General features: G+C 61.3%; 2 pseudogenes. One reads left to right on the top strand and one right to left on the bottom strand.

Going from position 1 to position 1412, the window contains the following annotated elements:
* Window positions 1–249: pseudogene (locus tag B118_RS31375) on the top strand (hypothetical protein); the annotation flags it as partial.
* A gap of 916 nt (window positions 250–1165) precedes the next feature.
* On the opposite strand, the pseudogene B118_RS29340 reads toward B118_RS31375, so the two are convergent.
* A pseudogene (locus tag B118_RS29340) lies at window positions 1166–1412 on the bottom strand (hypothetical protein); the annotation flags it as partial.

The raw sequence follows: 1412 nt of genomic DNA, 5'->3' as shown, positions 1-1412 counted from the left end.
CGAGCACCTTCGCACTGGCCTGCACGGATTGCCGCCGTACGCGAAAGGTGCGGCATGGACCGTCCCCTACAGATTTGACCTCGCGGCGACGTTGGCCGAACTCGGCGACGTCAGCGCCGCACTTGAGGCGTACGAAGGCGTACAGGCCATCGCGGAGACGACCGGAACAGAACAGAACACCTGGCTAGGCGTGTCGAGTTCGCCGTCCGCAGCCTGTCCGCAGGAAACCTGCGGACATCCACCACCTAGCAGTAGTCTCCCCCTTGCGCAAAGCTTCCCAATGGGGATGGCCACAGCCAGCGAATGGGCCGTCTCACCTCCACACCTGCGGATCGGCGGCGGCTGGCGCACCCCCAATCAAGGATGAACCTAGCGATGCAACCAATGTCATTGTTGCTATCACAAGAGGCTTCCGAAGTATGTCTATCCCAAGTTTAGAAACATTTCCGCGCTATTGGCGCCCGCTACGCCCATCTTTGAATTTTTTTACTAGCCAAAGTATGGACACGACCAAGATGGCAACGACCACTAGGGCCGAAGCGTGCCAGGGTTTCATATCTAAAGCACCTACTTCCTTTCCTTAGTGACGAGGTTGCGCCATATTGGACCGTAAGGGGCGCCAGCGCCCTGCGAGAAAGGACGCTACTCAGGCAACCCGCGACCAATCGTAACAGAAACTTACTTTCGGTAACAAGGGGTAGATCCTGCGACATCAACGACTCGACCCCTGCAGGGCATCACCGCTGATGCACCACGCTGCCAATACTCACATTGAGTAGTTAACTTTTTCTATTCTTTCACGAACAGTAGCAACACGTAGTCGCGTGCCAGTAAACCTAGAGGTCAGGGCGATTCGCCTAATCACGCGCTGTGATCCTAAATTCATATGTGATGTGACTCTCTAGCCTCGATGATTCGTGCGTCAGCGGACCTGGAGGTGTGAGTGTGTAGCTCATCTGGAGTCGTAAGCTCGTCGTCGCCTGCCGGTGTGAGTCCGGTCCGGGTAGCTGCCAGGCCCTGTTTTCTGCCTGAGCCCAGCTAAAGAGCGTGTCTCGGATGGCCCGACACGACGAAACGCCCCGCCTGGCCTCACAGCCGGGCGGGGCGCACATGTTTGGTGGTCGGCGCCGGCCGGGACGTCACCGGCGGCACCGCATCGACGACCCTACCGCCCCGGCGCCTCGTACGTGGGTGCTGCCGGTGTGCCCAGCAGCACGCCCAGCCGTGGCCAGCGTGCCTCGGCGACTCGGACGAGGGCGTAGTAGCCGGCCATCGCCAGCGCCACCGCCCCGGCAGTGAGGGCGGTGGACGAGTCGGCGTCGAGGACGATGCCCGCCGTCGAGGCCAGCCAGGCGAGCAGCGCGCCGGCAGCCGCGGGGCCGCGGTGCGGATGAGCGAGATCAGGTAGTCGT

Origin of the sequence: Salinispora pacifica CNR114 (assembly GCF_000514775.1) — a bacterium.
Classification (GTDB): Bacteria; Actinomycetota; Actinomycetes; order Mycobacteriales; family Micromonosporaceae; genus Micromonospora; species Micromonospora pacifica.
Note: the sequence above shows the minus strand (reverse complement) of the source record. Positions and strands in the feature narration are given on the sequence as shown.